Genomic DNA, 25,878 nt, shown 5'->3' on the forward strand with positions numbered 1-25,878 from the left:
CCCCGGCGTTCGCTCTTCATGACGCCGCAAGCTAGGCCCGCCGGGTTACTCCCCTGTTGCCCCGCCGTGTTCCACCCGTACAGCTCCCGTCACCGCGCCACGCCGCCCGTGGTGAGAACACCCAGCCGGGCAGAACCCTCCCCCGGAGCAGTGACGGATACGACATTTCGGTGGGCCGGTGTGGCAGACTCGCGTGGGCCCGGTGCAGGGAACGCCGTCCCGGCCCGGACGGCGGCGGAGCGGCTGGAGTTGGGGTCATCGACGTTCGCGCCATCGCCCGGGGCCGCCGCACGCGGCCCTGGCTCGTGGTCCAGGTCGCGGTGTTCGCGGCGGTTTATACCGGGTACGGGCTCGTCAGGTTCACGACGGGCCGGACGAACTCGTGGGATCTGGTCATCTTCGACCAGGCGGTGCGCTCCTACAGCACCTTCCACGGGCCGATCTCCCCGATCAAGGGCATCAGGGCCGGGTACGGCATGGACTTCAACCTCCTCGCCGACCACTTCTCCCCGATCCTCGCCGCCCTCGCCCCGCTCTACTGGCTGCACGACGGCCCCCGCACCCTCATCGTCGCGCAGGCCGTGCTGTTCGCGGTGTCGGCCGTCCCGCTGTGGTTCATCGCCGAACGGACGCTCGGAAGGCGCGCGGCGGGCTTTGTCGTCTTCGCCTACCTGCTGTCCCGGCCGCTGTGGGAAGCCCTCGCGGTGGACTTCCACGAGACTGCTTTCGCGCCCCTGCTCTTCCTGTGCATGGCCGAGCGCTGGCAGGCAGGCCGCCGCTGGCAGGCCCTTGCTGTCGGCTCGCTGCTTCTCCTGGTGAAGGAGGACGCCGGGCTCCTACTCGTCGGCTTCGGTCTGTTCCTTTTGACCCAACGCGGGCAGCGCCGCCCCGCCGCGCTGTTCATCCTGGTCGGCCTAGCCGGAACGCTGGCCGCCGCCCGCCTGGTCATCCCGTTCTTCGGCGGCGATCCCTCCTACTACTGGGCTTACGGCGACTTCGGCCCCGACCCCCTGTCGGCCGCCGCCCACGCCGTCACCCACCCGCAAGACGTCGTGACGGCCCTGTTCACCCCCTCGGAGAAACCCACCACGGTGGTGCTGCTCCTGGCCCCGCTGCTGTTCCTCCCGCTGCGCTCCCCCCAGGTCCTCGTTGTGGTCCCCCTCCTGCTGGAACGGATGCTCGCCGACAGCTGGCCCAACTGGTGGAGCATCCAGTTCCACTACAACGCGTTCCTCGTGGCCCCCCTCTTCGTGGCCGCCATCGACGGCGCAGCCCGCCTCACCGCCCACCCCGCCCCCAGCCGTCTGGCCCCCACCCTCAACACCGCCACCCGCTGGTGGCCCCCCGCCATCGCTCTGACCGCCGTCGCCCTCCTCCCCTTCACCCCCATCGACGCCCTGGCAAACCCGGCTTTCTACCGGACGACGGAGCACGCCGCCGCCGCCAAGGAGGCCGCCCGCCAGATCCCCTCCGGAGCCACGGTGGACGCCCACGGCTCCGTAGGCCCCTTCCTCACCCACCGCACCCGAGTCCTCCTCTGGGACAACACCCCCCACCCCGCCCCCTGGCTGATCGTCGACACCACCCGCCCCCCCACCCCCGTCATCCCCCCCACCTGCCACCTCACCTGGCACCGCCACGGCTACGAAGTCCACCACTGCCCCTGACTGACCCCGGAGACAACAACACGGTCCTCAGACCCGAATCCGGTCCAGCCAGTACCCGTGGACGGCGATGTGGTGGACGTAGATGTCGAGGTGGCCGAGCGCCTGGGCGAGGGTCTGTTCCAGGGAGTCGGCGGCCATGGCCCAGACCCGCGATTGGGAGAGGTCGGCGGCGAGGATCGGTTCGAAGTCGGGTGAGCGCATGTCGAGTACGGCGGGCCACTTCTCCTGGCCGAAGGAGCAGAGCGCCGAGTAGGCCACCGAGACGGCCTGCCCGACCATGAAGTCCCGCTGGACCAGCAGCTCCGCCACCAGATCCGCCAGCGGAGGGTCCGCCACCGGCAACGGGACCTCTGGCCGGTTCACGTTCAACTGGAGGTACTCCGCGCGCCATGCGACGGACGCGGGATCGCTGGGTGAGAACACCTGTTCCTGGTCCCACGAGTGGCTCCGTCCAAGGATCTCCTCCACCAGGCTTTCGGCCGCCTCGCTGTAACCGTCGTGCTTACCCCGCCAGTAAGCCCGCGTCACAGCAGACACGTCGGGATTCTCGTGCAGATGCCGCGCCCACGTCCCGGCCACGTTCACCAACTTGCCGTGCACCCTGTTGACACAGCCCGCCAACAACCCGGCCAAGCCGCCCTCCCCCAACACAGCGGGCAGAACCACCCGAAACCCGGCCGCCGTCTCCACCGACGTCGCCAACACCGGCGGCCCTTCCTGTTCCTCACTCACGCCCACCCCTCCTCCCGCTCAACAACGACGACGACGGCGACGGCGACGGCGACGGCGACGGCGACGGCGGCTTGCGGTAGCCCAGAAGCCACAGCAGCACCGCGCATCCCAACGCCCCGGACACCACCCCGGTGACGAGCAACACGACGACCAGCCCGGCCGCCTCCACGATCGCCCCGCCGAGCCCCGTCACAGGACGCTCCGATTCCCGCCGCTCACCGGCACTTACACCCGTGCGACCACACCGACACCAACACGCCGCCCTGCACCTCCTGCGCGAACTGCTTCGCCACCAACCCCACCACCAGCAGCCCACGCCCCGACTCCACCAACCCCTCCACCGGCACGTCCACACCCGCAAGGAGCAACTCCCGCTCCATCGACGGCTTGAACGGCACGAACGACTCCCGCCGCGCCTCCACATGCCGCAACTCCGCCTCCACCACCCCCCGCCCATGCCGCACGAACAACTCCACCAACACCACACCCGTCCCCCCCTGATGCCGCACCACATTCCCCACCAACTCCGACACCACCAACAAGCAGTCATCCACCGCCCCACACTCCACCAGCAGCCCCCGGACCCACCTCCGCACCACCCCCAACCCCAACCCCTCCGGCTGCAACTCCACCCGCAACCGCTCCCACCCCTCCGAACCCAACCGCGCCCCAGCGGCCGTCACATCTCGCCCCATGGTCGAACCTCACTTTCTGATCAAGGCCAAGCCAGGCGATCTTTCCCAGAACGCACCAGGCTCGGCGCCGTTGTTGTCTTGGCAGCCCGCCATCACTCTGCGGACCTGAGTTTTGCCGTTGTGCCACCACGCGACTGCATGCCGTGGCAACCTGACACCAGCATGTAGAGTATTGAGGCCAATGGCAAGATGCCGTTGGCAATTAGCCAAAAAGGGTTGGGAGTTGGTATGGGTGCAAGATCGAGCCCCACGCTGCGCAGTAAGCGGCTCGCCCGCGAGCTGCGGAAGCTGAGGGGCGACCGAACGATCGACCAGGTGCGCGCCGCCGCGAAGAGCGGCTGGGCGGCCAGCACCCTCGCCCGCTGGGAGAACGCCGAGCGGCGGATTCGTCCCGGCGACCTCAAGATCCTGCTCGACGTCTACGGCGTGGACGACGACAACGCCGAGAGGCTGCTTACGCTGGCCCGCGAGGCCCGGCAGCTCGGCTGGTGGCAGAAGGACTTCGCCAACGTCCTACCGCCCGAGTACAGCACCAGCACCTACATCGGCCTTGAGACCGAGGCGAGCACGCTACTGAGCTATCAGCAGCAACTCGTGGCGGGTCTGCTGCAGACTGAGGGCTACGCCCGCGCGGTCATCCGCGCCACGCGCCCGGACGACGACAACGCGGCGATCGAGCAGCGGGTCGCGCTGCGGATGGAACGGCAGCACGTGCTCGAAGGCGACAATCCGTTGCGCCCCTGGATCATCCTCGACGAGGGGGCCGCCCGACGGCTCGTCGGCGGACCCGAGGTCATGGCGGAACAGCTCCGCTGGCTCGCCGAAGTCTCCGAACGGCCGGGCGTTCACATCCAGGTGCTGCCCTACAGTGCCGGAGCGCACGCCGCCATGGCCTCATCGTTCGCGATTCTGCGGTATGACGGCGATGATCCGGACATCGTGTACATCGACGCGGGCACCAGCGCCCTGTTCATCGAGGAGCCGCCCGAAGTCCGGGCCTATAGACTGATGTTCGACCACTTGAGAGCGTCTGCGCTGTCTCCGAACGAGTCATCACGCCTGCTGCGTGCGTTGGCCGAGGAACTGCGCTAGGCCGCGTGAACGAAGGAGATCCGAAATGACGGACTTCTCCCCCATCTGGCGGAAGAGTAGCCGGAGCAGCGGCAACGGCGAATGCGTCGAAGTCGCATCCGTCCGGTCCCTCATCGGGCTGCGGGACAGCAAGCACCCCGAATCACCCCACCTCAGCGTCAACACCCGTGGGTTCCGAACCCTCATCACCGCCGTAAAGGCCGGTCACCACGACCTGTAGCCCTCGCCCACCCCAACAGACACCCCGGCCGGGCGCGCGACCCACCAGGCCGCGCCCCCGGCCGCGTTCGTCACGCCCCAGGCAGTGCCCCGGCGGCGTGACCGCGCCATTTGGGGCGATTTGTCCACTTCCAGCGTCGGGCTGTACTGTCTCATAATGAGACAGGAGGTTTCAAGGTGAACCTGAAAGAAGCGATCGCCGAACTACTCGGAGCCGACCGCGCTCATGTCGACCAAGACGATCTTGCGGCCGCGCGTGATGACCTGGTGGCCGCCGCCGCGGAGGCATGGCGGCGACGCCACGTGAACACCGAGGCGGGCGCCCGCGTCATCGCCGCGCTCGCGGAAAGCGGCCTGTCGTACCGACAGATCGCAGAACTGACGGGAATCCCCAGCGCGACGGCGCACCGCTGGGCGCGACCCCCGGAACAAGCCTGATCCCCGTACTAAAGGTCTGATCTCCACCTGGCAGGGGAAGGCCACATCCGTGACCGCCATGCCGCGCTGATGCGCTTCGCCGAGAAGACCGGGCAAGACGTCGTTTACATCGAAAGCACGGCTGGTGATCTCTTCCTGGAGAAGGCACGCGACCTTGACCGGTATACGCTGGTCTTTGAGCGTCTGCGGGCTACCGCGCTCAGCCCGACGGCGTCCGCCGACCTGATCGCCGGTATCGCGTCCAAGGACTAGGAAGGAGTGCGGACCGTGAACCCATCGGCCCGTGCCTGGCGGAAGAGCAGCTACAGCAGCGGCACCGGTCAGTGCGTAGAAGCGACATCGCTTTCTTCGTGCATAGGTGTACGCGACAGCAAGCACACCGAGCTGCCGCATCTCAACGTCTCCAGGCGCACGTTCCGCACGTTCCTGCGTGGTGTGAAGGCGGGCCGCCATGGCGACGACATGGCGTAAGAGCAGTCACAGCAACGGTTCATACACCGATTGCGTCGAACTCGCCTCTCTAGAGGAGCAGGCAAGGGGTATCAGGGACAGCAAGAACCCTCAGGCTCCCCACCTCAGCATCAGTGCTCGCGGTTTCCGAACCCTCATCGGAGCCGTGAAGGCCGGTCACCACGACCTGTAGCCCTCGCCCCACCCCAACAGACACCCCGACCGGGCGCGCGACCCACCAGGTCGCGCGCCCGGCCGCGTTCGTCACGCCCCAGGCCTCCAAGATCCACGTGGCGCTTGGGGGTGCACCGACACTAGAGGTGCGGGCAGATCGTCTTCGCGATCACAGGGGCGAGCTCGCGCGCCTCCGCGACGGACACCTCGCCGTGCAGGCTGGTGAATCGTTGGGAGACATAGATGGCCAGCTCTGCTCCTTTGAGTTCGGGGTCCTTGTCGATCGCTCGACATGTACGTATGGCCTGACGGAACCCGCGATCCCGTCGGTGTTCACCGACGACCAGCCCCGGATCCGCTTGCTCCAAAGCCGCAAGAAACATTTCTTGATCCTCTACTGGCATCGCATACACGTTCGAGCCCAAAGGAGGCGGCTTCGTGGGCCCCGGGCCTACGCCGATCGCGCACCCCGCACAGGCTATGAGGGCAACGACGCAGAGGACTGAACGCACAAGCGGACAATAGCGCCAAACAGTGCTTAACGTACACACTCTCGTATCGCCTCCCCAAGCCAGCACGGCGAGCGCGTCCCGCAGCCACCTCGCCGCGCAGGCCGGTGCATCACCGGAAGATGCAGGCGGCCGGGTGGGGTACGTCAGCCGACGGGCTTGTCGAGGAGTTCGATCTCGATGGCGAGGACGCCGAGGGCTTCTTTCTCGGGCCCGTAGATGCGGCGGATGTTGGCGAGTTGCTGCTCTCGGGGGCTGGTCGGGTTCACTCGTGAGGGGCCTTCGGTGTCGAGCATCTCTTCGAAGGTGCGGTAGCGGGTGACGCGTTTGACGCGGGTGAGGGCGTCGTCGCGGCCGCACACGAAGCGGATGTGGTCGCCTGCGGCGAGGTTGCGCAGGTTGGGGTACTGGACCCGGACCTCGATGGTCTTCGACCCGTTCGCGACGAGGTCGAAGTAACGCCGGTAGAGGTTCATCTCGCGGGCACGCGGCGTAGTGGTGGTGCTGGGTCGTCCGGTCATGATCCTGTCCAGTTCAGCGGTGGTGTAGGAGCGGTAGAAGTGCTTGGGGTCGGCGAGCATCCGGCCGACGAGCCAGACCATGGCGTCGACGAAGCCGTCGGTGGTGCCGTCCCAGTCGGTGACGTCGAGCATCCAGGGCCGGGCGCCGGGCGGGGGCGGCACCTTCCCGTCGCGGATGAGGGATTTCGACAGCTTGGCGCCGGTGTCGGTCAGGACCATCGGAGTGAAGATGCGCGGCGGCGGGGCGAGGCCGGGCAGTTGGGCGAAGGCCTCGTCGACGAGTTGGCAGCCGTACGCCCAGTCGCCGCCCTTGACCATCACCGACAGGGTGACGCTGTCGCGCACGGCGTGCCGCTCCTTGACGAGGTTCCGGTACAGGGTGGCGAGGTCGAGGTAGGCGCCGGACTCGGCGGTCACATGGGTCTCGTAGTCGCCGTGGTCGGTGCACACCGCGGCGAACGCAGCCCCGCCCGAGCCTGTGCGCAGCAGCTTCGTCCGTTCGGCCCTCTTCTCGGCCCACCCGCACCCCGGGCACGGCAGCCGCAGGTGGACCTGGCCGTGCGACGGGGCGAGCGGCCATCGGATCTGGTCGAGCCTGCCGAGGGTGGCCAGGAACTCGTGTCGGAAGCCGGGGTCGGCCTGCTGGTCGGTGTAGGTCTCGATCTCGTAGTCGACGCCGGTCGCGTCGGCCAGTGAGTCGAACATCGCCCGGTAGTACTTGCCGAGCAGGGCCTCGATCCCGTCCGGGCCGAGGGCGTGCCGGTAGGTGGTCTGGTAGGCGTGGTGGGTCTCGGGGTCCAGGCGGATGTCGTACGGGGCGTTGTCGAGCGCGGAGAAGCGCACGATGGTGTCGACGCCGAAGGTCCGTTTGGTCTGCTTGGCCAGCAGGAACGCCGCGGTCTGCACCAGGCTGGTGCCGAGGTGGGGGGCGCCGTTGATCTGGGTGCCGACGACAAACGCGACGCGGTCGGGGTTGGTGGCCTGTAGGCGGGGGCGGACCATGTCCACTGCCCTCAGCATCGCGTTGGCCAGGACGTTGTTCGGGCTGATGATCTCCATGCGTTCGGTGCGGCCGTGCATAGGGTCGGGGCCCTTCTGGGTCAGACGGCGGGGACGGGGAGTTGGGCGAGGATGAAGCTGATGCGGCGGGCGGCGTCGTCGGCGGGGACGAAGATGGGCTTGTATCCGGCGTCGTAGTAGCCCTGGATGATGAGTTCGTGGACGCGGCGGATCTCGCGTTCCTTGGCCCACACCAGGTCGTCCTCGGAGTCGAAGTCGTCCAGGGCGTCCAGGATGAAGACGGCGTCGTACCGGTAGATCCGGGTGGCCTCCTCCAGCTCCGGGTAGGGGCGTAGACCGAAGAACGCGTCCCACCCGTAGCCGTCGGGGATGCCCCGGTTGTAGAAGTGCAGGCCCGCCGTGTGGTCGCAGAACTCCCGCACGAACGCCGCCAGGACATCGCGGGAGTAAGCCTGCCGGTCGCCGACCTGCAGGTGGCGGCCCAGCCGGTCACGGTGCGCGCGGTAGATCTCCCTGGCGGGCTCCCCAACGGTGGCGGGGACGCCCATCTCCTGAAGCTCGGTGAAGACCGCGTCCTTGCCTGCGGACGGGCCGCCGGTGATGACGTACCGGCGCGGCGGAGTGGTCGGATTGAGGAGCTGCTGAAGGGTCATCCGTCGTGTTCTTCCTGGTCGGGGCGGGATCGGCGGCCGGTGAGCGCCTGCCGCCACCGGGCGGCGAGGTCGCGGCCGCCGCCGGACGCGGCAAGGCGGGCGGTGAAGGAGGCGAACCCGTCGTCGGGGCCGCCGAGGCCGCCCAGGAGCAACTCCTGGGCCGGGGTCAGGGCGGGCGTCCACCCGGCGGAGGAACCGATCTGGTCCGGCGACAGGTCACCCGCGGCGTGCAGGAGCACCGCCCCATAGCAGGCCCGGTAGGCGGCGGTCGCCGCCAGCACCTGCGCGTGCCGCCACAGCGCGACGTCGGCGGCGCCGTCGACCTCGCCGGGCGGGGCGTCCATGCTCACCAGCCGGGCGACGTTGACGAGCTCGGCGCGCAGCAGGTACGCGGCCCCCCACAGGGCCGCGACCGCGCTCTGGTGCTCGGCCGCCTCCCAGGCGAACACGTCCGCCGGCAGGACCAGGGGGCGGGCGGCGGCGTGCAGGACGGGCGCGGCCGGGAGCGCCGCCTCGGCGTCCTCGCCCGCGCGCAGCAGCTGACCGGCGACCAGGCCGCAGATCTTCGGCTCGATCCTCTTGCGGAAGTGGTGCACCTCGTACCCGGCTGCCGTTGCGGCGGCCTGGCGGCGGGCGGTCAGCTTCGCCCCCGACGTCGCCTCGACGACGCCGAACAGAAGCCGTGCGGCCGCGGCCAGCTCGGCGTTGTCCAGCCGGTCCAGCTCGGCGCGCAGTACCGCCTCCAGCGCCCGCGCTCGGCTGCCCCGGTCTCCGGCGTCCAGCGCCCGCGCCCGCACCGCGGCCAGGCTCAGCAGCCGTGGCCCCACCTGGTCGGGACGGACCGGCAGCCCGTTCCGAACGACCAGGCGCACCTCACCAGCCAACGTGTCGGCCGCCGACTCCGATGTCCTCTCCGAAGGGATCACGCCCCCAGTCTCGCACCCATGCCCACAAAAAGCCCACAGCGAGCCCCAGAAAACACCCAAGAAGCTTACCCACGCGTCGGCGAGCTCACCGTACTTGGGCGTGATGCGGTTTTCATGTGGGTGAAATTTGGTGCCGCTATTTTGTGATCATGGACAAGATGCGTGCCATGGAGCTGATCCTGGAGGCGAAGGCGAAGAAGGGGCTGACCTTCTCCGAGATCGCCGAGGCCGTGGACCAGCACACGGTGTGGACGACCTCGGCGCTGCTCGGACAGCAGCAGATGAGCATGGCCGAGGCCGACGCGGTGGTGGATCTGCTGGGGCTCGACATGGACGTCGCCCGCGCGCTCCAGGCCCCGGCCGACAAGGGGTCGGTCGGCGCGCTCGTGCCCACCGACCCGCTGATCCACCGGTTCTACGAGATCGTCCAGGTGTACGGCTCGACCCTGAAGTCGATCATCAACGAGGAGTTCGGCGACGGCGTCATGTCCTCGATCGACTTCCGGCTCGACGTCGAGCGCGTCCCCGACCCGGCGGGCGACAGGGTGCGCGTCACGATGGACGGCCGGTTCGAGCCCTACCGGAAGTGGTGAACGCGTAGTCGTCGAGGTCGAAGTGGCCGGACGCCCACCACAACGCGGGCCCGGACTGCGCCCTGATGTACGGGACGTCCCCGTGCCTGTCGAAGTAGTACGAGTTGGAGCCGGTACACACCGGACGGGCGAAGATGGTGCCTTCGACGCCGTCGCGCATCCGCCGGGTGTAGGCGTCGTGCGGGGCCTGCTTCACCGTCATCCGGGACGCCCCGCGCTTGCGGGCCTCCACGACACAGCGCACGATGTGCCGCGTACCGGTCTCGATCATGGTGAACCATGACGCGCCGGACACCGAGTAGGGGCCGTTCATGAGCCAGAAGTTCGGGGTCTGCGGCGACGCGACGCCCTCGTAGTTCTGGTACCGGTTCTCGTCCCAGAACTCACCGAGTTCGACGCCGCCGAGCCCGTAGACGGGGAACGCGGGGGTCGCGCCCAGTTCGAGGATCTTGAACCCGGTGGCGAGGACGAGCGTGTCGGTCTTGTGCTCGACGCCGTCGGCGGTGACGATCCCGTGCCCGGTGATCCGCTCGATGGGCGTCGTCACGAGGGACACGTCGGGCCGGTTGTAGGTGGCGAGGTAGCTGTTGGAGAACGACGGCCGTTTGCACCCGAATCCGTAGGACGGGGTGAGCTTGCGCCGGATCTCCGGGTCGCGCACCTGACGTCGGAGGTGTGCCCGGCAGATCCGTTCGATTCCGGAGGCGAGGAACGGAAGCCGCTTGTGGTAGATGACGCCCAGCACAAAGATCGCCTCGGTGAGGACCGTCGTCACCGCCCGGACCACGCGTTGGAGGCCGGGCACGACGCGCAGCGCCGTCCGCATTGGGCGCGGGATCGTGAAGTCGAGTTTGGGGAACACCCAGATCGGCGTCCGCTGGTAGACGGTGAGGTGTTCGGCCCGCTCGGCCAGGTGCGGGATCACCTGGAGCCCGGACGCGCCCGTCCCGATGACGGCGACGCGCTCGTCGGACATGTTGTATGTGTGGTCCCACCGCGCGGTGTGGATGACCTTCCCCTGAAAAGCATCGATGCCGGGAATGTCGGGCATCTTGGGCTGGTCCAGCGGCCCCACCGCGCCGACGAGGAACCGGCAGGTCAGCTCGCCGTGGTTCGTCACGACCCGCCACAGGTCGTGCTCCTCGTCGAACACCGCCCTGTGCACGAACGTCCCGAGCCGCAGCTTGGGCCGCAACCCGTACTTGTCCGTGACGCGCTCGGCGTAGGCGAGCAGTTCGTTTCCGGGCGCGAAGGCACGTGACCAGTTGGGGTTCGGCTCGAAGGAGTAGCTGTAGGTCGCCGACGGGATGTCCACCGCGACACCGGGATACGTGTTGTGCCGCCAGACGCCGCCGACCCCGTCCGCGGCGTCCAGGAGCACGAAGTCCTCGATGCCCGCCTCGCGGAGTTTGATCCCGACGCACAGCCCGGAGAACCCCGCTCCGACGGCGATCACCTCGTGGTCCATCAGTTCTCCTTCCGGGGGGATTCGGATACCGACGGTAGGGAGAACCGATTTGATGTGTCAATGGGTATTTGGATACCATCAGTATCCATGTCGAGGCTGACCCGCGCCGAGAGCCGCGCCCGCACCCGTGAACTGCTGCTCGCCACCGCCCGCGAGCTGTTCCTCCGCGACGGCTACCACGCCACGAGCCTGGAGAAGGTCGCCGACGCGGCCGGGTTCTCCAAGGGCGCCGTCTACAGCAACTTCGCCACCAAGGACGAGCTGTGCGAGCACGTCATCACGCAGGTGCGCGGCGAGCACGTCGCCGCGATCACCGCCGTGTTCTTCGCCGAGGGCGAGCTGGAAGAGCACCTGCGCGCCTTCGACGCCTGGGCCGAGGCGACGGTCGGCGACCCCGGCTGGACCCTCCTGGAGGCCGAGTTCGCCATCCACGCGGCCCGCTCGGCCCCGGACGTCAAGGCGCGGGTGGCCGAGGGCGGCCGGCAGGCCGCCGCGGCCCTCACCGAGCTGCTGCGCGCCGAACTGCGCCGCAGCCCGCGCGCGCTGCCGCTGCCGGTCGAGGAACTCGCTGAGGCGATCCTGGGGCTCGGCATCGGCCTGGGCCTGCGCCGGGCCGTCGATCCGGCGCTGTCGCCGCGGCCGCTCGGCGACCTGATCAGACTGCTGCTCGTCCGCTGACCCTGCGCCGCGCCGCGACGGGCCGCAGCGCCAGCGCGTCCCGGTACCGCTCGACGACGATGTCCGCGAGCTCCGGCGCCGCCCCCAGCACCGGCGAGACGGCACGGGCGCCCGCCTCCTCGGCTGCCGTCCGCACCTTGTCCGCGAAGTATCCGGGGGCAAGGAAGTAGGACGCCACGACGACCTTGGGCGCACCCGCCTCGTAGAGCGCGTGAACGGCGTCCGCAGGGGTCGGCGACGTGGCCGACGCGTAGGCGGGACGCACGTCATACCATCCGCGCCGACGCCACGCCCGCGCCATCGAGGCGATCACCGCGTTGGCCGAGGGGTCCGAGGAGCCCGCCGAGACGAGCACCACACCGGTATCCGGCGACGGCACGACGTCCACCTCCGCCAGCCGCCGCTCCAACGCGTCCAGCAGCAGCGGATGCGGCCCGAGCGTCCCGGTGACGCGCACCGCCAGGCCCCGGTTCCGCGACCTGGCCCGCGCCAGCACGTCCGGAATGTCGATCTTGCTGTGGTAGGCGGCGGTCAGCAGCAGCGGCAGGACCACCGCCGAGCGCAGGCCCGTGAGCACCGGCACCGGCGACGGCGCGGCGTGGTCGAGATAGGACGCGAGCACGTTGACGCCCCGCGCCCGGACAAGGTCGAGCAGGCCCTCCACCGTCGCCGTCGCCCGCGGATCGCGGGACCCGTGCGCGACGGCGACGAGCGGTGGCGGCGAGCTCAGAGGTGGATTCCGCATTCGACCTTGCCGAGCCCCGACCAGCGGCCCGAACGGGGGTCGGCGCCCGGCTCGACCCGCGCGGTGCACGGGGCGCAGCCGATCGACGGGTAGTCGTCGTAGTGCAGCGGGTTCACCAGGATGCCGTTGTCGGCGATGTAGTTGTCGACGTCGTCCTCGGACCAGTTGAGGATCGGGTTGACCTTGACCATCTGCCTACGCCGGTCCCACTCGACCACCCTCATGTCCTGGCGGCTCGACGTCTCGTCCCGGCGCACACCGGTGAACCACGCCATGTAGCCCTCCAGCGCCCGGCCGAGCGGCGCGACCTTGCGCAGGTGGCAGCAGAGGTCCGGGTTGCGGCCGTGCAGGCGCGGCCCGAGGTCGCGGTCCTGCTCGGCGACGGTCCTGGTGGGCCGCACGTTGATCACGTTCACCGGGTACACCGCCTCGACCGCGTCCCGGGTGCCGATCGTCTCGGCGAAGTGGTAGCCGGTGTCCACGAACAGCACGTCAACGCCCGGACGGACCTTGGAGACCAGATGGATCAACGCCGCGTCGGACATCGAGGACGTCAGACAGATCCGGTCGCCGAACGTCGCCGACGCCCACCGCACGATCTCCAACGCCGAGGCGTCGGCGAGTGCCGTGGCCGCCGAGTCCACGATGTCCTCAAGGCTGAGCGACGGACGCACCGTCTCCACCTTGGCCATGTCCAGCACCGTCACCGGGGGGCTCCAATCCCGAGGAAGCTCAATCGGAACTTGCGGGCACAGGCCCGGCAGTGCCAGGTCCCGTCCCCCTCGTAGGGAACTAGGTCTTCGTCGCCGCAGTACGGGCAGTAGAACGGGGCCGCTCGCTCGCTCATTCCCGCCTACTGGAGGTCCGTGTCGGGGGCGCGCCGCACCCACTGGGCGAACGTCTCGCCCTCGGTCCGCTGCTCGTCGAACCGGCGCACGATCCGCTCGACGTAGTCGGTGAGCCCCGCGGAGGTCGTCTTGAGACCGCGGACCTTCTTGCCGAACGTCATGCCGAGCTCGCCGCCCAGATGGATCTGGAAGCCCTCGACCTGGTTGCCCTCCTCGTCCAGCACGAGCTGGCCCTTGAGGCCGATGTCGGCGACCTGGATGCGGGCGCAGGCGTTCGGGCAGCCGTTGACGTTGATCGACAGCGGCTGGTCGAAGTCCGGCAGCCGCTTCTCCAGCTCGTCCATGAGGTCCATGGCGCGCTGCTTGGTCTCGACGATCGCGAGCTTGCAGTACTCGATGCCGGTGCAGGCCATGGTCTGGCGGCGGAACACCGACGGGCGCACCCGCAGGTCCTGCGCCTCCAGCTCGGCGGCCAGCGCCTCGGTCCGGTCCTCGGCGATGTCGAGGATGACCATCTTCTGCTCGGCCGTGGTGCGGATCCGGTCGGAGCCGTACTTCTCGGCCAGGCTGGCGATCACGTGCAGCTTGTCGCCGTTGACCCGGCCGACGCGCGGCGCGAACCCGACGTAGAAGTTGCCGTCCTGCTGCCGGTGCACGCCGACGTGGTCGCGCTGCGGCTTGGGCGGCGCGGGCGCGGGGCCGTCGGGCAGCGGGTAGCCCAGGTACTCGTCCTGCAGGACCTGGCGGAACTTCTCCGCGCCCCAGTCGTTGATCAGGAACTTGATCCGGGCGCGGTGCCGCAGGCGGCGGTACCCGTAGTCGCGGAAGACCGAGATGACGCCCTTCCACACCTCGTGGACGCGCTCGGGCGTGACGAACACGCCCAGCCGCTTGGCGAACATCGGGTTCGTGGACAGGCCGCCGCCGACGAACAGGTCGTAGCCGGCCTCGCCCGCCTCGTTCACCACGCCCACAAAGGCGATGTCGTTGATCTCGTGCACGGTGCAGTGCGCCGAGCAGCCGGAGATCGCCGACTTGAACTTGCGCGGCAGGTTCGAGAACTCCTTGGAGCCCAGGTAGCGGTCCAGGACGTCCTGGATCTGCGGCTGGGCGTCGAGCACCTCGTCCTCGGCGATCCCGGCGAGCGGGCAGCCGATGATGACGCGCGGCGAGTCGCCGCAGGCGGTCATCGTGGACAGGCCGACGGCTTCCAGCTTTTCCCAGATCGCCGGGACGTCCTCGATGGCGATCCAGTGGTACTGGATGTTCTGCCTGTCGGTGATGTCGGCGGTGCCGCGGGCGTAATCATTGGAAATGTCGGCGAGGACGCGGAGCTGGGCGACGCTGAGCTGGCCGCCGTCGATGCGCACCCGCATCATGAAGTACCGGTCGTCGAGCTCCTCCTCCTCCAGGAGGCCGGTCTTGCCGCCGTCGATGCCGGGAGCGCGCTGGGTGTAGAGGCCGTACCACCGGAAGCGGCCGCGCAGGTCGGCCGGGTCGATCGAGTCGAAGCCGCGCTTGGCGTAGATGTTGATGATCCGACTCGCCACGTTGAGTGGGTTGTCGTTCTTCTTGCCTTCTTCGTTCTTGTTCAGCGGCTCGCGGTATCCAAGGGCCCACTGGCCCTCACCACGCTTGCGGGGTGGCACGGCGCGCGTCCTCTCCGGAGGTCGTTGTGGTGTGGCGGCGGACCGCATGGCGCACCGGAGGCTCGACGCTGAGAAGGAAGGCCGGTACGCGCCACGGGCCCGGAAACGTCGGGGCGTGGTCTGGGGCGTTACCGACAGATGGCGCTGCGGACCCGGAGGAAGTCCACGTGCCGGCGCATCACCAGCAACGGGTCACAGGCAGCAGTCATGCCTTGACTTTGACACGCCGTAGCGGCCGTTGTCCAGCCGCGTCCGGCATGTGGACATGCTCCGAAGGTCATGTTCAGCCCTGTCGGACCCAGTTCAGGGGCCCCTCGTCGGTGGGTTCGGTCGGTGGCTGGTGCTGGCAGTCGCACCAGGATCCACCGGGGCAATCCTCATGGTGACGGTTTCGGCACTGCAAGCAGATCATGCTTCAGTGTCACCTATCGTGACGAGTGTCCGGTACCACGGAAGTGTTGCTGAATGTGTCGGACATCATAGGGCGGAACCCCGTCCGGACCACGGCACGACCATCGGAGTTGGGCGAGAGCGAATGATCCGGGTACGCGAACCCCTACGGTGTTCCTCGTGACCTCTGCCGCCCCGCGGGTCGTGGAGTCCCCCGCCCTCAGGCCCGCCCGCCGGGCCGCCGCGCTGCCGCGGTTGCTGTGGCTGCTGGTGCGCGGGACGACCGTCACCGCGTTCAACTACCGCATCACCGGCCTGGCCGCCGAGGCGGCTTTTTGGGCCCTGCTGTCGCTGCCGCCGCTCATGCTCGGGCTGATCTCCAGCATGGGCCATCTGCGCGGGGTGCTGGGCGCCGAGACGGTCGCGGAGATCAGCAACTGGATCATCGCCAAGTCCCGCACCTTCCTCACCGAGCCCGCGGTGGACAGCGTCGTCGAACCGCTCGTGGACGACGTGGTGCGCGGCGACAAGATCGCCATCATTTCGGTCGGTTTTGTGATCTGTCTGTGGGCGGGCTCGCGGGCGATGAGCGTCTATGTCGACACGATCACCATCACCTATGGCCTCGACGGGGTCCGCGGTGTCATCCGGACCCGGTTGCAGGCGTTCCTGCTCTACATCGTCGGGCTGTTCGTCGCCGTCCTGGTGATCCCGTTCATGATCGTCAGCCCGGCGCTGCTGCGCGACCTGGTGCCGTCCAGCGCGCGGATCATCTCGCTGTGCTACTGGCCGGTGACGATCACCGTGCTGATCCTGTTCCTGTCGCTGCTCTACCACCTGAGCGTGCCCGTGAGGACGGCCTGGTGGCGGGAGATGCCCGGCGCCGTCGTGGCGATGGTCTTCTGGGTGGTCGGCAGCGTCCTGTTGCGGATCTACCTGTCGGGGACGCTCACCGGGGTGTCCGTGAGCGCGTCCCTGGCGGCCCCGATCGCCTTCATGGCCTGGCTGTACGTCACCGCCTTCGCGGTGCTGGTGGGGGCCTGCCTGAATGCCGAGGTGGACAAGCTCTGGCCGAGTGTCAGCACCTCGCGTGCGCGGGCCGCGGCCTTGGTAAAGAATTCGGGCACCATTCACTAATTACGGCAAAGTTCGCTTAGCCTAGCGTTTTATGACGGCCCTGAACGTAGACGCCCGTATCCGTACAGTGACGGGTCCCGCCCAGCTCTCCGCCCTCACCGGACGCGTGCTCTCCCGCGAACACCTCCGCCTCGACCTGCGCTGGCCGGTGCGCGCCGAGTCCGACCCGCACCGCTGGCTCGACGAGGAACTCCACGTCGCCGCCGAACTGACCGCGCTGCGCAAGGAGTGGGAACTCGGCCTCGTCGTCGAGCTGACCTGCCTGGGCATGGGCCGCGACGCCTCCGCCCTGGCCCGCATCAGCGCCGCCAGCCGGGTCGCCGTCGTCGCCTCCACCGGATACTTCGCCGACCCGTTCCACCCGGCGGTCCTCGCCGACCTCGACCCCGAGCAGATCGCCGAGCGGCTCATCGCCGAGATCGGCTTCGGCATGGACGGCACCAGCGTGCTCCCCGGCGTCATCGGAGAGGTCGGGAGCTGGGGCGAGACCCCCACGACGGGCGAGGAGAAGGCGCTGCGGGGCGCGGGCCTGGCCGCGCTGGAGACCGGCCTGCCCGTCGCGACGTACGGCCGTCCCGCGCTGGACCAGCTCGAACTGCTCATGAACCTCGGCGTCGCGCCCGAACGCGTCGCCGTCGGCCAGCAGGACCTCGGCGGCGACCTCTCGGTGCACCGCAAGATCGCCGAACTCGGCGCGTACGTGTCGTTCGGCGACCTCGCCCGGACGCGGGCCGGTGCGCTGCGCTCGGCCCTGGAACTCATTGAGGCGGGCCACGCCGACCGGATGCTGCTCGGCTCCGGCGTCTGCCGGATGGGCGACATCGCGCACTACGGCGGCCCCGGCTACGGCACCGTGCTGACCGAGTTCGTCCCCTCGCTGCGCGCCTGCGGCGTGGACGACGCGACGCTGGAACTGCTCACCCGGGAGAACCCGCTGCGCTGGCTGTCCTCGCGCGCCCTGTGACGCCCGCCGGGTGACCCCTAACACAAAAGGCCCTCCGTCGGAGGGCCTTTTCTATTTCCGAAGAACAGCAGAGACGCAAACGGCCCCGTGGAAAACGGGGCCGGAGGCGTTCGGGTGGTGCCGGGGTTGTCGGCGGCCGATCTTTACGCGGCGTTGGCGCGGCGCATGCGGCGGCGACGCTCGGAGGCGCGCTCGTCCTCGTTCAGCCCGCCCCACGTGCCGTACTTCTCCGGACGGGAGACGGCGTAGTCGAGACACTCCGTGCGGACGGGGCAGCCCATGCAGACCTGCTTCGCCTTGCGCTCACGGATCTCCCGCTCGGGCTGACGCTCGCCGTCGGGGCCGAAGAAGAGCACAAGGTCTTCCCCCCGGCACGCGGCGGCGTCCTGCCAGCCCCAGCTGGGACGGGGGAGGTTAGCCTGCCGACGTACCTGAGCCATGAAACACCCACCTCAGTTGATTTCTGAGCAAATAAGGACATAGACGTTGCCGACGCTTGGTAGCGTCAGAATTTTCAACGTCCGGAGTTGCCGCTGTGTTCCCTATGATGGGTGAGCCTGCGGCGCGGCGATCCCCGAATGGGGCCTCGCAGAGATTACACGAGGGCCGCCTCGCTGTGAAGGGCCAGGTCCCTCATTTGGTATGTCTGGGCCGTCTCATCGCACTCGTGGCCGCAGCCACCGGCGTTTTCCACCAGTTCAACGGTGCCGGACCACACGCTCCCGGCCGCTGTGACCCTCGTCATATAGGGGCCGGTGCCCGTGACGGATATTACCCGTACTTGGTCCAGTCCGAGCAATCCGGTGTGCGCGCGCACGAAGTGCTCGGCCGCCTGGGCCGGTTCCGGGAGGCCCGCCCGGCCGCGCAGCCGGTCCAGCACGACCTCGCCGCGCAGGTAGGCGTCGACGGCCGTGCCCGCGCTCTCGCCGTCCATCGCGCCGTAGTAGATGCCGTGCGGGAGGCACACGAGGTTGGCGGCGTACCTGTCGCCGCCGACATGGCTCGTCTCCCAGACGAGGTCGCCATAGCTTTCGGCCAGACGACGTGCCAGCGGGGTGCCCGTGCGCGCGCAGCAGGCGTTGCGCTTGGCGTGCGTGCACACCATGAGCAGCGGCTCGACCGTCGGCTCGCCGAACCCGGGGCGACGGCCCCGGGCCACCGCCTCAAGGTCGAGCGCCTCCAGCTCGGCGTGGTCGGCGACCACGCGGGTCTCCAGCCACGGGTCGGCGCCCGACCATCCCGCGTAGACGCGCAGCGGGGGAGTGGGGGCGCGGCGGCCCGTCCGGCGGATCAGCTGCGGCCGCACGCCGTACTGGAGCGCCCTGTCGACGACGGGCAGGCCCAGATCCTCGATCTTGTACGGCCACGGCCCGGAGTGCTCGATCAGGAGCCAGGAGTTGGCTTTGGTCGTCGCGCTCGCCAGGCAGGGCCGTTCCCCTGAGTGACTGTCCGGGCAGTGCCCGCACGAGACCGAGCGTGACAACGGTCGTCCCTCCCCCGAAACGTTTGTTAGGACACCCTAACCTAACTCCCCGTTCCCCCAACAACCCCGGGTGACACACCTCACTCGGCTGCAATTCTCGTGCCGAGAAGGGCGTTGGCCAGGGGAATCGCCTGCTCACGGTCCTCCGGGACGAGGCCCAGACGGGTCCTTCGATCAACAAGATCGGACGCGTCAAGGGCCCCCTCGTGCCGGATCGCCCACTCCCACTCGACCCGGAGGTGCGGACGCTCCGTAAGGATCGGCTCCAACAGCGAGGGGTCGTCTTCGGCGAGCGCCATCATGTCCGCCGCCTCCGCTCCGTAACGGCGGACCAGCCTCGCGGGGGCCTGGACGCGGGAGAGACGGGCAGGTGAGGCGGCGCCCACGAGGGGGATCGTCGCCGTGGGGGAGGGGCCGACATCGAGGCCGAGGGCGTCCACCGCGTCCTGAGCCATCCGGCGGTAGGTGGTGAGCTTTCCGCCCACGATGGTGACAACTCCGTCACGGGAGGTGAGAATCGCATGCCTTCTGGAGATGTCGGCGGTCTTGCCTTCGGCGTCCAGAAGTGGACGCAGCCCGGCGAAGGCACCGAGCACGTGCTCTCGGCGGACCGGGATCTCCAGGACCGTGTTGAGGACGTCGAGGAGGAAGCCGATGTCCGACTCGGGGGCCTGCGGGACGTCCGGGATCTCCTCGACCGGTTCGTCGGTCAGGCCGACGTAGACACGGCCGTCGTCCTGGGGGAGGACGAGCGCGAACCGGTTCAGCGTGCCCGGGATCGGGATGTGCAGGCCCGACCGCATACCGCCGAACACGGAGGCGTCCAGAACGAGGTGGGTGCCCCTGGACGGGCGAAGGGCGATGCCGGGGACGAGGCCGCCGGCCCACACACCCGCGGCGTTCACCACCTTGCGGGCGCGCACATCCAGCACCTGGCCGGTGAGCTCGTCTCGGACACGGGCGCCGCTTCCCGTCAATTCGAGGGCGCGGCAGCGGGTGAGCACGCGCGCGCCGTGGCCCGCCGCCGTCCTGGCGATCGCGGTGACGAGGCGCGCGTCGTCGCGCAGCTGGCCGTCCCACGACAGGAGGCCGCCCCGCAGGCCCTCAGCGCGCAGCACGGGCGCCGCGCGCAGCGTCGCGGGGGCGGACAGCCGGGACGGGCCGGGAAGGGCGGAGCGTGGCGTTCCGGCGCTCATCCGCAGCGCGTCGCCGGCGCGGAGGCCGACGGCGGTGAGCAGCGCGGCGCGGGTCCTGACGAGCGGGGTGAGCGGCAGGACAAAAGGCATCTTCCGGGTGAGGTGCGGCGCCGTCGTCGTCATGAGGATGCCGCGCTCGACCGCGCTCTCGTGCGCCACGTCCACCTGGCCCGACGCCAGGTAGCGCAGGCCGCCGTGCACCAGCTTGGAACTCCACCGCGACGTGCCGAAGGCGATGTCGTGCGCGTCGATCGCGGTCACCCTGAGGCCGCGCGCCGCCGCGTCCAGCGCCACGCCCGCGCCGGTGACGCCCAGGCCGACGACAAGGACGTCGGCGACCTCGTCGGCCGCCGCCGCCAGATCCCGCGCCCTGCGGGCCGCGTTCAGGGAAGTGCTCATGGGGTCCTCGCTCGTGCGGTCGGTGCGTCGGGAAGGTCGGGAACGCGGGTGCCTCGGGGGCGCCGGTCGGCGTCAGGGGGAGAGGGCGCGGTCGAGGATGAGGCGGAGTTCCAGGTCGAAGGCGTCGGCGGTCAGCCCTTCCTCGGGGCGCTCCTCGTCGGTCATCGTCGGCAGCGAGAGCGCGAAGCCCTGCACGATGAGCAGCAGCGCGCGCGCTTGGAGCGCGGCCGATCCGGGCCGGATCGAGCCGTCCTCGTGCCCGCGCACGATCTCGCCCTCGATGAGGTCGAGGAAGGCGAGTTGGCTCATCCCCGCGCGCGTCAGCAGGTAGGGCAGGAACAGCTCCGGGTCGACGTCCACGATCTTGCGCAGCAGGGGGTGCTCGCGGAAGGTCCGGGTGCCCGCCACGAGCGTGTCCACGAGGCGCGTCCGCGCGTCACCGCCGCTCTCGTCGACGACCGACAGGGCGAGTTCCAGCCATTCGCGCGTCATGAGGTCGCCGACGATGGTGCGCACGTCCGGCCAGCGGCGGTAGAGCGTCATCCGGGAGACTCCGGCGCGCCTCGCGATGTCGGTGAGCGTGGTGCGGCGGACGCCGACCGCGAGCACGCAGTCGCGCGCCGCGTCCAGCACGGCGTCGGTGGAGGCGGCGCGGCCCGAGCCGTCTCGCTCGGGCATGTTGTGACGAACTGACGTCATGTGTCACAGTGAACCACACCCGCCGGGACGAGCGCACTCAGAGGAGCCACCATGTCAGAACCCGAGATCTCCTGGTCGGGCTGGGGAGACCCGGCCAAGGCGGCGCCGCTGCCCGAGAAGATCACGGCGCTGCTGCGCGACCTCCTCGGCGTCAAGCCGCGCGAGACCCCGCCCGTCGCGCTCGCCGACATCGTGCCGCCCGCGCCGCGCCTCACCCCCGCCGCGCTCGCCGCGCTCGCCGACGTCGCGGAGGTCCGCACCGACGCCGAGAGCCGGGTCCGGCACACCGGCGGCAAGTCCACCCCCGACCTCCTCGCGATCCGGCGCGGCGACACCACCCACACCCCCGACGCCGTCGTGCTGCCCGCCGACCACAACGCCGTCGTGCGCGTCCTGGAACTGGCGACCGCGCACCGGTTCGCGGTCGTCCCGTTCGGCGGCGGCACGTCCGTTGTGGGCGGGCTCGCCCCCGACGCGTCGGGTTTCGACGGGTTCGTCGCGCTCGACCTGCGGCGGCTCAACCGGCTGCTCGCCGTCGATCCCGTCAGCCGGACCGCCACCTTCGAGCCCGGCGTGCGCGGGCCGCGCGCCGAGGAGCTGCTCGCCGGGCACGGGTTCACGCTCGGGCACTTCCCGCAGTCGTTCGAGTGGGCGACCATCGGCGGGTTCGCCGCCGCGCGCTCCAGCGGCCAGTCGTCGGCCGGGTACGGGCGCTTCGACGAGCTCGTCGTCGCGCTGACCGTCGCGACGCCCACCGGCACGCTCACCCTCGGCCGCGCCCAGAAGTCGGCGGCCGGGCCCGACCTGCGGCAGCTCGTGCTGGGCTCGGAGGGCGCGTTCGGCGTCATCACCTCGGTGACGGTGCGGGTCCGCCCGGTGCCTGAGGCCAAGACCTACGAGGGGTGGACTTTTCCGGACTTCGCCACCGGCTCGGCGGCGCTGCGCCGGATCATCCAGGACGGGCCCGTCCCGACCGTCCTGCGGCTGTCCGACGAGACCGAGACGCTCGTCAACCTCGCCCAGTCCGGCGCGATCGGCGACGGAGGCGCGTCCGGCTGCCTGGCGATCGTCGGCTTTGAGGGGGAGGAGCGGGAGGCCGCAGAGCGGCGGGTGCGGGTGCGCGAGATCCTCGCCGAGTCCGGCGGCACGTCCGTGGGCACCGCGCCGGGCGAGGGCTGGGCGCACGGCCGCTTCGCCGCGCCGTACCTGCGCGACTCCCTGCTGGACGTCGGCGCGTTCGTGGAGACGCTGGAGACGACGACGTTCTGGTCCGCCATCCCCGCCCTGTATGAGGCGGTTCGTGATGCATTGCCGGGCCATGTCGTGATGTGCCACATTTCCCATGTGTACGCGTCCTCCGCGTCCCTCTACTTCACGATCGTCACGCCCGCGATCGACTGGGACACCGCCAAGCCCGCCGTGAACGCCGCGATCATCGGGGCGGGCGGCTCCATCAGCCACCACCACGGCGTCGGCACCGACCACCGGGCCGCCTTCGCCGAGGAGATCGGCCCGCTCGGCGTCGAGATCCTCCGTGCGGTCAAGGAACGGCTCGACCCGGCCGGGATCCTCAACCCCGGGGTGCTGGTCCCGTGAGGTCGTTCACCGCCGTCGTCAACCCCACCGCGGGCGGCGGCTCGGCCGCCAAGAAGCTGTTCGCGCTCGCCCGCCTCCTCCGCGAGGCGGGCGCGCCCCTCCAGGTCGACTACAGCCGCGACCTCGCGCACGCCAAGGACCTCGCCCGCGCCGCCGCCGCCCGAGGCGACACCGTGCTGGGCGTAGGCGGCGACGGCATAGCCGGGACGGTAGGCGGCGCCCTCGTAGGCACCGACGCGGAGTACGCCATCGTGCCCGCGGGCCGAGGCAACGACTTCGCCCGCCAGATCGACCTCCCCACCGCGCCCGAGGCCCTGGTGGACCTCCTGCTGCACGGCGAGGCCAAGCCCACCGACGCCCTGGAGGTCGAAGGCGAACCGGCCCTGGGCAGCGTCTACGCCGGGGTGGACGCCAACGCCAACGCCTACGCGAACAAGACGTGGCTCCGAGGCAGGGCCTCCTACACCTGGGGCGCGGTGAAGGCCGTCGCCGCCTGGCGCTCCACCACCTACACGGTCGTCCTGGACGGCACCCCCCACGAGTACCGCGCCTACGCCGTCGTCGCCGCCAACTCCGGCTACTACGGCTACAACCGCCACGTAGCCCCCTCCGCCTCGGTCGAAGACGGCCTCCTCGACATCGTCGTCATCAAGGAATCCTCCCGCCCCCTTTTGGCCAGGATCCTCCTGGAACTGGAGTCCGGAACCCACGTCACCCGCCCCCAGGTCGAGGTCCTCCGCGCCAAGGAAGTCCACCTCTCCGCCACCCGCCCCCTCCGCTACGGCTCCGACGGCGAACTCCCCGGCCACCTCCCCATCACCGTCCGCGCCCTCCCGGGCGCCCTCAACCTCATCCGCCCCTGACCCACCGCGCCTCCGCGACCCCCGGCCACCGTGCCCCGAGCGAGCCACCGTGGCGGGGGCGGGGCGGCGTAGGGTTGGGGTATGCGGACCTTGTTGAACGTGATCTGGCTGGTGTTGTGCGGGTTCTGGATGGCTATCGGTTACTTTGTGGCGGGGATCGTCTGCTTTATTTTGATCATCACGATTCCGTTCGGGGTGGCGGCGTGGCGGATCGGGGTCTTCGCGCTGTGGCCGTTCGGGAAGAAGATCGTGCAGAAGGAGTCGGCGGGGGTCGGGTCGGCGGTGGGGAACGTGATCTGGATCGTGGTGGCGGGGATCTGGCTGGCGATCGGGCATCTGACGACGGGCATCGCGCTGTGCCTGACGATCATCGGGATCCCGCTCGGCATCGCGAGTTTCAAGCTGATTCCGGTGTCGCTGACGCCGCTCGGGCGCGAGATCGTCTCCAGTGACGCGCCCGGCGCGCCCGGACAGGGGTTCTGATCCGACGGGCGGCCGGGGAAAGATCATCGTGACCCCTTGATCCAGAAGGGGTGGGCGTGGTGGCCTTGACGGGTGACCTCCCCCCGAAGCTCACACCATGCCTCGTTCTGGGTCGACGGCGAACCCGGCACCTACGCCGACCTCGGTCCGCGTCCCGCGCTGTCGTGGATGCGGCCGTCCGTCCTGTGGCGGTCGCGCAACGACGTCATCGCCAAGCGGTTCGGCGACCCCGTGGACGACCTGCGCCGCCGCTGGGTCGGCACCCCCGGCGACGCCCCCATGCGCACCGAAGGCGACACCTTCTCCTTCCTCCTCCTGGGAGACCCCGGAGAAGGCGACTCCTCCCAGTACGCGGTCGTCCCCGGCATGCTGAAGAAGGCCGAAGGCACGTCGTTCATGGTGCTCGCGAGCGACGTCAACTACCCGGTCGGCTCCATCAACGACTACGGGCAGGTCTTCTACAAGCCGTACCAGGACTATCCGGCCCCGATCTACGCGGTGCCCGGCAACCACGACTGGTACGACGGCCTCGAAGGGTTCATGCGCGTCTTCTGCGGCCGCGAGGGCGACGGCTCGCCCGGCGACTGGTGGCGCGGCAAGGTGGGCCCGCTCACCAAGCGGCTCTGGCGCCGCCCCGACAAGATCGACCAGGAGGCGTTCGAGGCGGCCCGAGCGCTGCGCTCCCGGCCGGAGCAGCAGGGCGTGCAGCCCGGCCCGTACTGGGTGATCGACAGCCCCGAACTGCGCATCGTCGGCATCGACACCGGCATCAGCGGACGGCTGGACGCCGACCAGGGCGCGTGGCTGCGCCGCGTCTCCGCCGATCCCCGGCCGAAGCTCCTCATCACCGGCAAACCGATCTACCGGGACAACTCCTACCGGCCGTGTCCCATCCAGGGCGGCGGCACCGTCGACGAGATCGTGCGCTCCACCGGGTACGTCGCCGCCATCGGGGGCGACATCCACAACTACCAGCGCTATCCGGTCAAGGTGGACGGGCGCGTCATCGAGTACCTCGTCGCGGGCGGCTCCGGCGCGTACATGCACGCCACCCACACGATCCCGTCCGTGACCGTCGTGCCCGAGGACGAGTTCTTCTGCCACCCGATCCGGGGCGACTCCCTCGTCTTCTACAGCCGTCTGTACGGGCGCCGCCTCCGCCGGCTCGGGCTGCGCCGGTTCTTCGAACTCGACTACCCGCAGGCGTCGGCCGCCGTCGCGCGCAGGCTCGGCATCACCCCGACCCGGCCCGAGGGCAGGGGGGTGACGCCCGGCTGGCGCGCCCGCGTCATCGCGTCGCTCCTCGCCGTCCCCGACGAGCGGCGCCGCCCCGGCCGCCGCCCGATGCTGCGCCTGCCGGTGAGCAAGCCGTACCACCGGGTGTTCTCCGAGGCGTCCGACAGCGACGTCCCGCCCTTCTTCAAGAGCTTCCTCCGCCTCGACGTCACGCCGGGCGAGCTGCGCATCGGCTGCTACGGCGCGACCGGGAGGCGGGCGCACGAACTCGACCCGCCGCTGGAGCACGAGGTGCGCGTCAGCCTGCGGTGACGCCGATGACGTGGCGGTCATCACCGTTTGTTACGGTCGCGTA

The 25,878-nt window shown here is 69.8% G+C and carries 31 protein-coding genes; 15 read left to right on the forward strand and 16 right to left on the reverse strand.

Going from position 1 to position 25,878, the window contains the following annotated elements; all coding sequences use genetic code 11:
* The first annotated feature begins 305 nt into the window (after positions 1-305).
* A complete protein-coding gene (locus LO762_RS04910; RefSeq protein ID WP_308103345.1) occupies positions 306-1,667 on the forward strand; it encodes a DUF2079 domain-containing protein in 1,362 nt (453 codons plus the stop codon).
* Between the two features lie 27 nt (positions 1,668-1,694).
* On the opposite strand, the gene LO762_RS04915 is transcribed toward LO762_RS04910, so the two are convergent.
* From LO762_RS04915 to LO762_RS04925, 3 genes are read right to left on the reverse strand one after another with little or no spacing between them, the layout of a single operon-like run.
* The gene (locus LO762_RS04915; protein WP_230612902.1) at positions 1,695-2,399 is read right to left on the reverse strand and encodes a hypothetical protein; all 705 of its coding nucleotides are present in this window, start codon (positions 2,397-2,399) and stop codon (positions 1,695-1,697) included.
* Positions 2,392-2,592 carry a hypothetical protein gene (locus LO762_RS04920; protein WP_230612903.1) on the reverse strand — a complete coding sequence of 67 codons (201 nt, stop codon included), beginning with the start codon at positions 2,590-2,592 and terminating at the stop codon, positions 2,392-2,394. Before LO762_RS04920 ends, LO762_RS04915 begins: the two co-directional genes overlap by 8 nt.
* Before the next feature lie 22 nt (positions 2,593-2,614).
* Positions 2,615-2,863, reverse strand: coding sequence for a hypothetical protein (locus LO762_RS04925; protein ID WP_230612904.1), 249 nt, complete (start codon positions 2,861-2,863; stop codon positions 2,615-2,617).
* A gap of 459 nt (positions 2,864-3,322) precedes the next feature.
* On the opposite strand from LO762_RS04925, the gene LO762_RS04930 reads away from it, so the two are divergent.
* The 6 genes from LO762_RS04930 to LO762_RS04955 all read left to right on the forward strand — a co-directional run bounded on the left by LO762_RS04930 (position 3,323) and on the right by LO762_RS04955 (position 5,486).
* On the forward strand, positions 3,323-4,186 hold the full coding sequence (locus LO762_RS04930; protein WP_230612906.1) for a helix-turn-helix transcriptional regulator: 864 nt from the start codon (positions 3,323-3,325) through the stop codon (positions 4,184-4,186).
* A gap of 25 nt (positions 4,187-4,211) precedes the next feature.
* On the forward strand, positions 4,212-4,406 hold the full coding sequence (locus LO762_RS04935; RefSeq protein WP_230612908.1) for a DUF397 domain-containing protein: 195 nt from the start codon (positions 4,212-4,214) through the stop codon (positions 4,404-4,406).
* Between the two features lie 176 nt (positions 4,407-4,582).
* The gene (locus LO762_RS04940; protein WP_230612910.1) at positions 4,583-4,843 is read left to right on the forward strand and encodes a helix-turn-helix domain-containing protein; all 261 of its coding nucleotides are present in this window, start codon (positions 4,583-4,585) and stop codon (positions 4,841-4,843) included.
* A 45-nt stretch (positions 4,844-4,888) separates the two neighbouring features.
* Complete coding sequence (locus LO762_RS04945; RefSeq protein ID WP_308103534.1) at positions 4,889-5,095, forward strand: Scr1 family TA system antitoxin-like transcriptional regulator; 207 nt, start codon at positions 4,889-4,891, stop codon at positions 5,093-5,095.
* A 15-nt stretch (positions 5,096-5,110) separates the two neighbouring features.
* Positions 5,111-5,314: a DUF397 domain-containing protein gene (locus LO762_RS04950; protein ID WP_230612914.1), complete on the forward strand. Its 204-nt coding sequence runs from the start codon at positions 5,111-5,113 to the stop codon at positions 5,312-5,314.
* Positions 5,295-5,486 (forward strand): DUF397 domain-containing protein, encoded by a 192-nt coding sequence (locus LO762_RS04955; RefSeq protein ID WP_230612916.1) that lies wholly within the window; start codon positions 5,295-5,297, stop codon positions 5,484-5,486. The genes LO762_RS04950 and LO762_RS04955 overlap by 20 nt, the downstream gene beginning before the upstream one ends.
* 121 nt (positions 5,487-5,607) lie before the next feature.
* Here the strand turns inward: LO762_RS04955 and LO762_RS04960 are convergent, their stop codons facing one another.
* The 4 genes from LO762_RS04960 to LO762_RS04975 form a co-directional block, all read right to left on the reverse strand.
* On the reverse strand, positions 5,608-5,871 hold the full coding sequence (locus LO762_RS04960; protein ID WP_230612918.1) for a hypothetical protein: 264 nt from the start codon (positions 5,869-5,871) through the stop codon (positions 5,608-5,610).
* 251 nt (positions 5,872-6,122) lie between these two features.
* The gene (locus LO762_RS04965; protein WP_230612920.1) at positions 6,123-7,577 is read right to left on the reverse strand and encodes an ASCH domain-containing protein; all 1,455 of its coding nucleotides are present in this window, start codon (positions 7,575-7,577) and stop codon (positions 6,123-6,125) included.
* A gap of 20 nt (positions 7,578-7,597) precedes the next feature.
* Positions 7,598-8,170 (reverse strand): AAA family ATPase, encoded by a 573-nt coding sequence (locus LO762_RS04970; RefSeq protein WP_230612922.1) that lies wholly within the window; start codon positions 8,168-8,170, stop codon positions 7,598-7,600.
* Complete coding sequence (locus tag LO762_RS04975; protein WP_230612924.1) at positions 8,167-9,096, reverse strand: hypothetical protein; 930 nt, start codon at positions 9,094-9,096, stop codon at positions 8,167-8,169. The genes LO762_RS04970 and LO762_RS04975 overlap by 4 nt, the downstream gene beginning before the upstream one ends.
* 149 nt (positions 9,097-9,245) lie before the next feature.
* Here LO762_RS04975 and cynS point away from each other — a divergent pair, with 149 nt between their 5' ends.
* On the forward strand, positions 9,246-9,689 hold the full coding sequence (cynS, locus tag LO762_RS04980) for a cyanase (protein ID WP_230612925.1): 444 nt from the start codon (positions 9,246-9,248) through the stop codon (positions 9,687-9,689).
* On the opposite strand, the gene LO762_RS04985 is transcribed toward cynS, so the two are convergent.
* The gene (locus LO762_RS04985) at positions 9,649-11,157 is read right to left on the reverse strand and encodes an NAD(P)/FAD-dependent oxidoreductase (protein WP_230612927.1); all 1,509 of its coding nucleotides are present in this window, start codon (positions 11,155-11,157) and stop codon (positions 9,649-9,651) included. The genes cynS and LO762_RS04985 overlap by 41 nt on opposite strands.
* A gap of 87 nt (positions 11,158-11,244) precedes the next feature.
* Between LO762_RS04985 and LO762_RS04990 the strand changes: the two genes are divergently transcribed.
* Positions 11,245-11,835, forward strand: a complete 591-nt coding sequence (locus LO762_RS04990) for a TetR/AcrR family transcriptional regulator (protein ID WP_230612929.1) — start codon at positions 11,245-11,247, stop codon at positions 11,833-11,835.
* On the opposite strand, the gene LO762_RS04995 is transcribed toward LO762_RS04990, so the two are convergent.
* Genes LO762_RS04995 through LO762_RS05010 form a run of 4 tightly spaced genes read right to left on the reverse strand, consistent with a single transcriptional unit; the run spans position 11,813 to position 15,125 of the window.
* Positions 11,813-12,580 carry a sirohydrochlorin chelatase gene (locus LO762_RS04995; RefSeq protein WP_230612931.1) on the reverse strand — a complete coding sequence of 256 codons (768 nt, stop codon included), beginning with the start codon at positions 12,578-12,580 and terminating at the stop codon, positions 11,813-11,815. The genes LO762_RS04990 and LO762_RS04995 overlap by 23 nt on opposite strands.
* Complete coding sequence (locus LO762_RS05000) at positions 12,562-13,272, reverse strand: phosphoadenylyl-sulfate reductase (RefSeq protein WP_230613573.1); 711 nt, start codon at positions 13,270-13,272, stop codon at positions 12,562-12,564. The genes LO762_RS04995 and LO762_RS05000 overlap by 19 nt, the downstream gene beginning before the upstream one ends.
* 11 nt (positions 13,273-13,283) lie before the next feature.
* The gene (locus LO762_RS05005; RefSeq protein WP_230612933.1) at positions 13,284-13,427 is read right to left on the reverse strand and encodes an Insertion element protein; all 144 of its coding nucleotides are present in this window, start codon (positions 13,425-13,427) and stop codon (positions 13,284-13,286) included.
* Positions 13,428-13,433: 6 nt separating this feature from the next.
* Positions 13,434-15,125 carry a nitrite/sulfite reductase gene (locus LO762_RS05010; protein ID WP_230612935.1) on the reverse strand — a complete coding sequence of 564 codons (1,692 nt, stop codon included), beginning with the start codon at positions 15,123-15,125 and terminating at the stop codon, positions 13,434-13,436.
* A gap of 522 nt (positions 15,126-15,647) precedes the next feature.
* Between LO762_RS05010 and LO762_RS05015 the strand changes: the two genes are divergently transcribed.
* Positions 15,648-16,604, forward strand: a complete 957-nt coding sequence (locus LO762_RS05015) for a YihY/virulence factor BrkB family protein (RefSeq protein ID WP_230612936.1) — start codon at positions 15,648-15,650, stop codon at positions 16,602-16,604.
* 31 nt (positions 16,605-16,635) lie between these two features.
* Complete coding sequence (locus LO762_RS05020; RefSeq protein ID WP_230612939.1) at positions 16,636-17,568, forward strand: phosphotriesterase; 933 nt, start codon at positions 16,636-16,638, stop codon at positions 17,566-17,568.
* A 143-nt stretch (positions 17,569-17,711) separates the two neighbouring features.
* Here the strand turns inward: LO762_RS05020 and LO762_RS05025 are convergent, their stop codons facing one another.
* The 4 genes from LO762_RS05025 to LO762_RS05040 all read right to left on the reverse strand — a co-directional run bounded on the left by LO762_RS05025 (position 17,712) and on the right by LO762_RS05040 (position 21,345).
* On the reverse strand, positions 17,712-18,008 hold the full coding sequence (locus LO762_RS05025; protein WP_187247343.1) for a WhiB family transcriptional regulator: 297 nt from the start codon (positions 18,006-18,008) through the stop codon (positions 17,712-17,714).
* A 155-nt stretch (positions 18,009-18,163) separates the two neighbouring features.
* Positions 18,164-19,051, reverse strand: coding sequence for a sucrase ferredoxin (locus tag LO762_RS05030; protein WP_230612941.1), 888 nt, complete (start codon positions 19,049-19,051; stop codon positions 18,164-18,166).
* An 80-nt stretch (positions 19,052-19,131) separates the two neighbouring features.
* A complete protein-coding gene (locus LO762_RS05035) occupies positions 19,132-20,646 on the reverse strand; it encodes a glycerol-3-phosphate dehydrogenase/oxidase (RefSeq protein ID WP_230612943.1) in 1,515 nt (504 codons plus the stop codon).
* Between the two features lie 72 nt (positions 20,647-20,718).
* Positions 20,719-21,345, reverse strand: coding sequence for a TetR/AcrR family transcriptional regulator (locus LO762_RS05040; protein WP_230612945.1), 627 nt, complete (start codon positions 21,343-21,345; stop codon positions 20,719-20,721).
* Positions 21,346-21,396: 51 nt separating this feature from the next.
* Between LO762_RS05040 and LO762_RS05045 the strand changes: the two genes are divergently transcribed.
* The 4 genes from LO762_RS05045 (at position 21,397) to LO762_RS05060 (ending at position 25,835) form a co-directional block, all read left to right on the forward strand.
* On the forward strand, positions 21,397-22,941 hold the full coding sequence (locus LO762_RS05045) for an FAD-binding oxidoreductase (protein ID WP_230612947.1): 1,545 nt from the start codon (positions 21,397-21,399) through the stop codon (positions 22,939-22,941).
* Entirely contained in the window at positions 22,938-23,804 is an 867-nt protein-coding gene (locus tag LO762_RS33365) for a diacylglycerol kinase family protein (RefSeq protein ID WP_230612949.1), read from the forward strand. Before LO762_RS05045 ends, LO762_RS33365 begins: the two co-directional genes overlap by 4 nt.
* Before the next feature lie 81 nt (positions 23,805-23,885).
* Positions 23,886-24,287, forward strand: coding sequence for a YccF domain-containing protein (locus tag LO762_RS05055; protein WP_230612950.1), 402 nt, complete (start codon positions 23,886-23,888; stop codon positions 24,285-24,287).
* 72 nt (positions 24,288-24,359) lie between these two features.
* Positions 24,360-25,835 (forward strand): metallophosphoesterase, encoded by a 1,476-nt coding sequence (locus LO762_RS05060; RefSeq protein WP_230612951.1) that lies wholly within the window; start codon positions 24,360-24,362, stop codon positions 25,833-25,835.
* The last annotated feature ends 43 nt before the right edge of the window (positions 25,836-25,878 follow it).

This window comes from Actinocorallia sp. API 0066 (assembly GCF_020991275.1).
GTDB lineage: Bacteria > Actinomycetota > Actinomycetes > Streptosporangiales > Streptosporangiaceae > Actinocorallia.

Excerpts from the sequence above, each read along its gene's own strand:
- LO762_RS05035 (WP_230612943.1), bottom strand. The coding sequence starts at position 20,646 with ATGAGCACTTCCCTGAACGCGGCCCGCAGGGCGCGGGATCTGGCGGCG.
- LO762_RS04965 (WP_230612920.1), bottom strand. The coding sequence starts at position 7,577 with ATGCACGGCCGCACCGAACGCATGGAGATCATCAGCCCGAACAACGTC.
- LO762_RS04995 (WP_230612931.1), bottom strand. The coding sequence starts at position 12,580 with ATGCGGAATCCACCTCTGAGCTCGCCGCCACCGCTCGTCGCCGTCGCG.
- LO762_RS04990 (WP_230612929.1), top strand. The coding sequence starts at position 11,245 with ATGTCGAGGCTGACCCGCGCCGAGAGCCGCGCCCGCACCCGTGAACTG.
- cynS (WP_230612925.1), top strand. The coding sequence starts at position 9,246 with ATGGACAAGATGCGTGCCATGGAGCTGATCCTGGAGGCGAAGGCGAAG.
- LO762_RS05020 (WP_230612939.1), top strand. The coding sequence starts at position 16,636 with ATGACGGCCCTGAACGTAGACGCCCGTATCCGTACAGTGACGGGTCCC.
- LO762_RS05005 (WP_230612933.1), bottom strand. The coding sequence starts at position 13,427 with ATGAGCGAGCGAGCGGCCCCGTTCTACTGCCCGTACTGCGGCGACGAA.
- LO762_RS04960 (WP_230612918.1), bottom strand. The coding sequence starts at position 5,871 with ATGCCAGTAGAGGATCAAGAAATGTTTCTTGCGGCTTTGGAGCAAGCG.
- LO762_RS05040 (WP_230612945.1), bottom strand. The coding sequence starts at position 21,345 with ATGACGTCAGTTCGTCACAACATGCCCGAGCGAGACGGCTCGGGCCGC.
- LO762_RS04935 (WP_230612908.1), top strand. The coding sequence starts at position 4,212 with ATGACGGACTTCTCCCCCATCTGGCGGAAGAGTAGCCGGAGCAGCGGC.
- LO762_RS05045 (WP_230612947.1), top strand. The coding sequence starts at position 21,397 with ATGTCAGAACCCGAGATCTCCTGGTCGGGCTGGGGAGACCCGGCCAAG.
- LO762_RS05000 (WP_230613573.1), bottom strand. The coding sequence starts at position 13,272 with ATGGCCAAGGTGGAGACGGTGCGTCCGTCGCTCAGCCTTGAGGACATC.
- LO762_RS05055 (WP_230612950.1), top strand. The coding sequence starts at position 23,886 with ATGCGGACCTTGTTGAACGTGATCTGGCTGGTGTTGTGCGGGTTCTGG.
- LO762_RS04985 (WP_230612927.1), bottom strand. The coding sequence starts at position 11,157 with ATGGACCACGAGGTGATCGCCGTCGGAGCGGGGTTCTCCGGGCTGTGC.
- LO762_RS04930 (WP_230612906.1), top strand. The coding sequence starts at position 3,323 with ATGGGTGCAAGATCGAGCCCCACGCTGCGCAGTAAGCGGCTCGCCCGC.
- LO762_RS04955 (WP_230612916.1), top strand. The coding sequence starts at position 5,295 with ATGGCGACGACATGGCGTAAGAGCAGTCACAGCAACGGTTCATACACC.
- LO762_RS05025 (WP_187247343.1), bottom strand. The coding sequence starts at position 18,008 with ATGGCTCAGGTACGTCGGCAGGCTAACCTCCCCCGTCCCAGCTGGGGC.
- LO762_RS05010 (WP_230612935.1), bottom strand. The coding sequence starts at position 15,125 with ATGCGGTCCGCCGCCACACCACAACGACCTCCGGAGAGGACGCGCGCC.
- LO762_RS04970 (WP_230612922.1), bottom strand. The coding sequence starts at position 8,170 with ATGACCCTTCAGCAGCTCCTCAATCCGACCACTCCGCCGCGCCGGTAC.